7 protein-coding genes and 1 pseudogene are annotated in these 7,083 nt (G+C 65.3%); all 8 read left to right on the forward strand.

Translation table 11 applies throughout. From position 1 onward, the window contains the following. The first annotated feature begins 122 nt into the window (after positions 1-122). Positions 123-479: a CidA/LrgA family protein gene (locus tag Q427_RS26890; RefSeq protein ID WP_043518585.1), complete on the forward strand. Its 357-nt coding sequence runs from the start codon at positions 123-125 to the stop codon at positions 477-479. Continuing rightward, entirely contained in the window at positions 472-1,194 is a 723-nt protein-coding gene (locus Q427_RS26895) for an LrgB family protein (protein ID WP_043518587.1), read from the forward strand. Before Q427_RS26890 ends, Q427_RS26895 begins: the two co-directional genes overlap by 8 nt. A gap of 74 nt (positions 1,195-1,268) precedes the next feature. Beyond that, positions 1,269-2,294 (forward strand): type I glyceraldehyde-3-phosphate dehydrogenase, encoded by a 1,026-nt coding sequence (locus tag Q427_RS26900; protein ID WP_043518589.1) that lies wholly within the window; start codon positions 1,269-1,271, stop codon positions 2,292-2,294. A gap of 77 nt (positions 2,295-2,371) precedes the next feature. After that, positions 2,372-3,537 (forward strand): annotated as a pseudogene (locus tag Q427_RS26905) (phosphoglycerate kinase). A gap of 86 nt (positions 3,538-3,623) precedes the next feature. Further along, positions 3,624-4,688: a class II fructose-bisphosphate aldolase gene (gene fba / locus Q427_RS26910; protein WP_043518592.1), complete on the forward strand. Its 1,065-nt coding sequence runs from the start codon at positions 3,624-3,626 to the stop codon at positions 4,686-4,688. A gap of 206 nt (positions 4,689-4,894) precedes the next feature. Then, the gene (locus Q427_RS26915) at positions 4,895-5,248 is read left to right on the forward strand and encodes a hypothetical protein (RefSeq protein ID WP_043518593.1); all 354 of its coding nucleotides are present in this window, start codon (positions 4,895-4,897) and stop codon (positions 5,246-5,248) included. Between the two features lie 122 nt (positions 5,249-5,370). Continuing rightward, complete coding sequence (locus Q427_RS35800) at positions 5,371-5,886, forward strand: SLC13 family permease (RefSeq protein WP_269321328.1); 516 nt, start codon at positions 5,371-5,373, stop codon at positions 5,884-5,886. A 14-nt stretch (positions 5,887-5,900) separates the two neighbouring features. Next, entirely contained in the window at positions 5,901-6,752 is an 852-nt protein-coding gene (locus tag Q427_RS26920) for an SLC13 family permease (RefSeq protein ID WP_269321329.1), read from the forward strand. Positions 6,753-7,083 lie beyond the last annotated feature (331 nt).

The following is a 7,083-nucleotide window of genomic DNA, read 5'->3' on the forward strand; positions in this document are numbered from 1 at the left end:
GCCGTCGGGTTGGCCCCGGGCCTCCTGTAACGACAAATAGGAGCGCCTGCGCGGTTTTCAAGCCCCCGCATGCGCGTTTTTCGCACGCTTTTTTGTGTCACGCCATCTTGCCAAGGATCGCCATGTCATCGCTTTACGGATTTCTCTGGCTGGTGGGGTTTCTGCTGTTGGGAGAAACCCTGGTATGGCTCTTTCACCTGCCTGTCTCTCCCGGCGTGGTGGGCATGCTCGCCCTGACCCTGTGGCTGATGGCGAAAGGCCGCGTCAGCCAGGAAATACAGTCCGCCAGCCAACCGTTGATCGCGATACTGGCCATGCTGATCATGCCCGGTGTGGTCGGGGTGTTCTTCATCGTCGAGGCGTTTGCCGGCCAGTGGCTGATCGTTGGCGTGGCGCTGGTGCTCGGCACCCTGCTCAGCGTCGCCACCACGCTCTGGCTGATGCTGCGTTTCATGCCGAAGGCCGATGCCGATGAATGAGGGACTGGCACCGCTAAGGGCGGTATTGCTCGAGACACCCATGCTGGCCATCTTCCTGACCCTGGCCGCCTATCTCGCCGGCACCCGCCTCTTCGTCCGACTGGGCAAGCCGAGCTGGTGCCCCGCAGTACTGATCGCCGCCATGCTGCTGGCCGCTACCCTGGCACTCACCGGAATCGACTACGACGACTACCGCGCCGGCGCCGGCTGGCTGATGCTGCTGCTCGGCCCCGCCACGGTAGCGCTGGCCGTGCCGCTCTACCAGCAGCTGCCGCGCATTCGCGAGCTCTGGCTGCCGGTACTCTGCACCCTGCCCCCGGCGGCCATGCTGGCCGCGCTCTACTCGGTGGGACTCGCCTGGCTGCTCGGTGCCACGCCCGAGGTGCTTGCCTCCCTGGCGCCGAAATCGGTGACTGCACCGATCGCCATGGGCATCACCGAACAGCTCGGCGGTGTCATCCCCTTGATGATGGGCGGCCTGTTGATCACCGGCGTGATGGCCACCGCCTTCGTCGGGCTGCTCTCCCGCTGGCTGGGTATCCGCGATGAACGGGTACTGGGCTTCGTACTGGGGGTCAACGGCCATGTGATCGGTACGGTACGCGCCTTCGAATACGGCACCACCGCCGGCGCCTTCGCATCACTGGGCATGAGCCTGACCGGCATCTTCAGCGCGCTGTTCCTGCCCCTGGCGTGGCGACTGGTGGGGCTCTAGGAGCAGACGCTCGACCTGAAAATGCGCTAGAATTGCCGGCTTGTGTTACATCCTCTGGAGTACCAGGCAGCCCCATGGCCCATCGTATCGCCATCAACGGTTACGGTCGTATCGGCCAGTGCGTGCTGCGCGCCCTGGAAGAACGCCATGCTCCCGAGCTGGAGGTCGTGGCGATCAACGAGCTGTCCGACCTGGACACCATCGCCTACCTGACCCGCTACGACACCACCCACGGCCGCTTTCCCGGCAGCGTGACGGCGGAAAACGGTCGGCTCATGGTCAACGGCCGGCCGATACGGATCCTCTCGGAAGCCGATCCGGCACGGCTGCCCTGGGAAGCGCTGGACATCGACCTGGTGCTGGAGTGCTCGGGCAGTTTCAAGGATCGCGCCACGGCAGAGCGCCACCTCGCTGCCGGCGCCGGTCGCTTGCTCTTCTCCCAGCCGGCGGAGAGCGATGTGGACGCCACCATCGTCTGCGGCATCAACGACGACGCCCTGGCACCACACCATCGTATCGTCTCGGCGGCCTCCTGCACCACCAACTGCCTGATCCCGGTGCTCACCGTGCTCGACGAGGCGCTGGGCATCGAGCACGGCGTGACCACCACCGTGCACTCGGCGATGAACGACCAGCCGGTGATCGACGCCTATCACCAGACCGACCTGCGCCTGACCCGTTCGGCGATGCACTCCATCGTCCCGGTGGACACCAGCCTGGCCCGCGGCATCAACCGCCTGATGCCGCACCTGGCCGGCCGCTTCGAGTGCCTGCACATGCGCGTGCCCACCATCAACGTCTCGGCCATGGACCTGTCGATCTGCGTCCGCCGGGACACCTCGGCCGCCCAGGTCAACGCCTTGCTGCGCCACGCCTGCCAGGGTCGCCTGGCCGGCCTGCTGGGCTACACCGAGGAGCCCATGGCCTCCAGCGACTTCAACCACGACCCCCGCTCGGGTATCGTGGACGCCACTCAGACCCGGGTGGCGGGCGGTCGCCTGATCAAGCTGCTGTGCTGGTTCGACAACGAATGGGGCTTTGCCAACCGCATGCTCGACGTGAGCGAGCGGCTAGCGGCCATGGCCCCGGACAGCCCATGACCCTGTTCCGATGCTCCGTTTCGATGACCCTGCCCCGATGACCCCGCTTCGGTTTCTCAGATGAGGAAGACACCCCGATGAACGTGCTAAAGATGACCGACCTCGACCTCTCCGGACAGCGCGTGCTGATCCGCGAGGACCTGAACGTACCCGTCAAGCACGGCAAGGTGAGCAGCGACGCCCGTCTTCGGGCCTGCCTGCCGACCATCAAGGCCGCCCGTGATGCCGGTGCCAAGGTGATGCTGATGAGCCACCTGGCCGCCCCACCGAAGGCGAGCCGGCCGAGGAGTTCTCGCTGGCCCCGGTGGCAGAGCATCTGGGCCAGCTTCTGGGGCGCCCGGTCACGCTGATAAAGGAGTACCTGGACGCCTCCCTGGACCTGGCCGACGGCGAAGTGATATTGCTCGAGAACGTACGCTTCAACGTTGGCGAGAAGGGCGACGACGAGACCCTCTCCCGGCAGTACGCCGAGCTGTGCGATATCTTCGTCATGGACGCCTTCGGTACCGCCCACCGTGCCCAGGCCTCCACTCATGGTGTGGCCCGCTTCGCCCCGCAGGCCTGCGCCGGCCCGCTGCTGGCCGCCGAACTCGACGCCCTGGAAAAGGCCCTGGCCACACCGAAGCGTCCCATGGTTGCCATCGTCGGCGGCTCCAAGGTCTCCACCAAGCTCGACGTGCTCAACGCGCTCTCCGAGAAGTGCGACCAACTGATCGTCGGTGGCGGTATCGCCAACACCTTCATTGCGGCGGCCGGCTTCAATGTCGGCAACTCGCTGCATGAAGCCGACCTGGTCGACCAGGCCAAGGAACTGATGAGCCGGGTAGAGATCCCGCTGCCCACTGACGTGGTCGTCGCCACCGAGTTTTCCGAATCGGCCGAGGCCGTGGTCAAGCCGGTGGACCAGGTGAACGACGACGAGATGATCCTCGATATCGGCCCCGACACCGCCGGGCGCCTGGCCGGGCTGCTCAAGGATGCCGGCACCATCCTGTGGAACGGCCCCGTCGGCGTGTTCGAGATCGACCAGTTCGGCCATGGCACCGAGGCGCTGTCGCAGGCCATCGCCGAGAGCAACGGCTTCTCCATCGCCGGTGGTGGCGACACCCTGGCCGCCATCGACAAGTATGACATCGGCGAGCGCGTCTCCTATATCTCCACCGGCGGCGGTGCCTTCCTCGAGTATGTGGAAGGCAAGACCCTGCCGGCGGTGAAGGCCCTGGAAGACGCTGCCGCACGCTGAGCATGCCCCACGGCACCCCTTAATCGGCGCGGCTACGGCTGCGCCGTCACTGCATAGACCGATCGCACACAGAGGCAGATAATTTCATGGCACTGATCAGCATGCGCCAGATGCTGGACCACGCCGCCGAATACGGCTACGGCGTCCCGGCTTTCAACGTCAACAACCTCGAGCAGATGCGAGCCATCATGGAAGCCGCCGACCGGACCGACTCCCCGGTCATCGTCCAGGCCTCCGCCGGCGCCCGCAAATACGCCGGCGCCCCCTTCCTTCGCCACCTGATACTGGCCGCCATCGAGGAGTTCCCGCATATCCCGGTGGTCATGCACCAGGACCACGGCACCAGCCCCGCGGTATGCCAGCGCTCCATCCAGTTGGGCTTCTCCTCGGTGATGATGGATGGCTCACTGGGTGAAGACGGCAAGACCCCCATGGACTACGACTACAACGTCGATGTCACCCGCCGTACCGTCGAGATGGCCCATGCCTGTGGCGTCTCGGTAGAGGGCGAGCTGGGCTGCCTGGGCAGCCTGGAGACCGGCATGGCTGGCGAGGAGGACGGCATCGGTGCCGAAGGCAAGCTGGACATGGATCAGCTGCTCACGGATCCCGAGGAGGCTGCCGACTTCGTCAAGGCGACCCACGTCGACGCCCTGGCCATTGCCATCGGCACCAGCCACGGCGCCTACAAGTTCACCAAGCCGCCCACCGGCGATACCCTCTCCATCCAGCGCATCAAGGAGATCCACGCCCGCATCCCCGACACCCACCTGGTGATGCACGGCTCCTCCTCGGTGCCCCAGGAGTGGCTGGCGATCATCAACGAGTTCGGCGGCGAGATCCCCGAGACCTACGGCGTTCCCGTCGAGGAGATCGTCGAGGGTATCAAGCACGGCGTGCGCAAGGTCAACATCGACACCGATCTGCGCCTGGCCTCCACCGGCGCGGTACGTCGCTTCCTGGCCAATAACCCCTCCGAGTTCGATCCCCGCAAGTTCCTCAAGGAGACCGTGACGGCGATGCGCGACGTCTGCATCGCCCGCTACGAGGCCTTCGGCACCGCCGGCAACGCCAGCCGGATCAAGCCGATCAACCTCGAAGAGATGTTCCTGCGCTACGAGCGCGGCGAGCTGGATCCCAAGGTGAAGTGAGAGCAACGGCGGGAAGGCGATCCGCCTTCCCGCAAGGCGTACACCGAAGCGAACCCAAGGACAGATACTGACCCTTCGCACTGCGAAGTCGGCTCGCCTGGAAAGGCAGGTGCAACATGAGTTATTGCACCGCAGCAATGAGGCGCCCACACTGCCCGCCCGAGCGGCCGCAGTCCGCCCCCGACTCCTGACGAAGAGGCGACCCCATGAAAAGCCCGATCCATTCCCCTATTCTGCCCCACACCCCCGCAGCCATGATGGACGTCTGGCAGCTGGGGGTCATGGCATTCGAACTCTGGTCGACTTCGCTTTCCACCATCGCCCTGCGCAACAATCTATGGCAAACCCAAGCCCCCAACAGCGACCGGGTGATCAAGGAGAACCAGCGCATGGTGAGCGAGAAGCTCGAGGCGAGCCTGGAAACCGGCTTCGAGATGCAGAAAGCCATGCTGGGGATGGCCTTCGGCCAGAACACCCCCTGGTGGGTCACGGGCCGTCGCACTCTCTCGCCCTATCATCGCCGCAGCAGCGCCAATTCACGCCGGCTTTCCAGAAGCTGAGGCCAGCCGGGCTCCCCGGCAGCAGTCTCACCCGAAGCAGGCTCCCCCGGTCGAGCCATAGGGGTCACTGCAGGTGTTTCGCCTGCTAAACTCTGCGGCTGTCCCTCTCGCCCGGAGCCGTCATGCCTGCCGCCAAGTCGTTGCCCACACCTCGCCACTGGATATCGCTCGTGGCCCTGGTGGGCGTCACGCTTTTCCTTCTGGGAATGCCTGCGGCACCGGTAATCGTTCGCGCGGGGGCGGTGATCGGCCTCTGCATCGGGCTCTGGGCGACCGGCTGGCTGCCGCAGTGGCTGACGGCGCTGGTATTCTTCACGCTCTGCACCCTTGCCGGCGTGGCACCGGCGGAGACGGTTTTTGCCGGCTTCGGCTCGGCGGCAACCTGGCTGGTCTTCGCCGGTCTCATCATCGGCGCGGCGATCCAATATACCGGATTGGGCACGACGCTGGCCCAGGGCGTTGGTCCCTGGCTGGAAGGGTCCTATCGCCGGGCGCTGATCGGCGTGATTCTGCTGGGCCTGGCCATGGCGTTCTTCATGCCCTCGGGCATGGGCCGAATTTTGCTGATGGTCCCCATCCTGACCACTCTGGCCGACCATCTGGCTATGCCCATGGGGAGCGGGCCAGAACCGGGCTGATACTCGGCGGCATCATGGGCACCTTCCTGCCCACCTACGCCATACTTCCCGCCAATGTGCCCAACAACGTCTTGATGGGGGCCGCGGAAGCGGTGCTGGGCACGCCGCCCACCTACAGCGACTACCTGCTGCTGCACTTTCCGGTGCTGGGCCTGCTCAAGACGCTGCTGCTGATCGGGGTCATGCTGTGGCTCTTCCCCGGCCAGGCACCGGCGCATACCCGTGAGCCGAAGCCATCTTTGTACCTCGCTGCACCCGAGCGCTGGTTGGCTGCCCTGCTCTCCGTGGCGGTATTGCTATGGATGACCGATGCCTGGCACGGCATATCGCCCGCCTGGATCGGTATGGGAGTGGCCCTTGTCTGCCTCTTCCCCGGCAGCCGGCTGCTGGCCGAGAAGCCGCTGCAATCGATCAGCTTCGACTCCTTTATCTATGTCGCCGGCATCGTCAGCCTCGGCGCCCTGGCCTACCAGAGTGGATTGGGCACTCTCGTGGCAGGTGGTCTGCTATCGGTTCTTCCCCTGCGCGAGGCCAGCGATGCGGCCGCCTTTGGCATGCTTTCGGCGCTCGCCATGTTGCTGGGCACCCTGGTCACACTGCCCGGCATTCCCGCCATCCTCACTCCCATGGCGCCGGGGCTCGCCGAGATCACCGGCTGGTCGCCGGAAGCGGTCTACATGACCCAGGTGGTGGGGTTCTCTACGGTGCTGCTGCCCTACCAGGCTCCGCCACTGATTGTCGGTATCCTGGCAGCACGCATCTCGCTACGGGAAACCGCTCGGCTATGCCTGGTCACCGCCCTGCTCAGCATATTGCTGCTGTGGCCGCTGGACTCTCTCTGGTGGCAATGGCTCGGGTGGCTATAGCACCGTTTCAGGTCAGCCAGGATGCCCCTCACAACAGAACCGCCCCCGGCATGGCCGGGGGCGGGTGAGGCGGATGATGCTAGCGCACCAACCTTGAGGAGACGTCACCGCCCGTCCCTGGGCAGTGACCGCCATCCCTGGCAGTATCAGGCCTTACCAATCCTGATCGTCTTCCTCATCCTCTTCCCACTCTTCCTCTTCATTCTCTTCTTCCCACTCGTCGGTCTCGTCGTCCCACTCGTCATCCGAGTCGAAGTCCGCATCGGCACCAACGCCTGCACCGGCACCAGCTTCCGCGCCAGTCTCACCGGTACCCACGCCAACATCAGTA

The sequence above is a fragment of the Halomonas sp. BC04 genome (assembly GCF_000568385.1).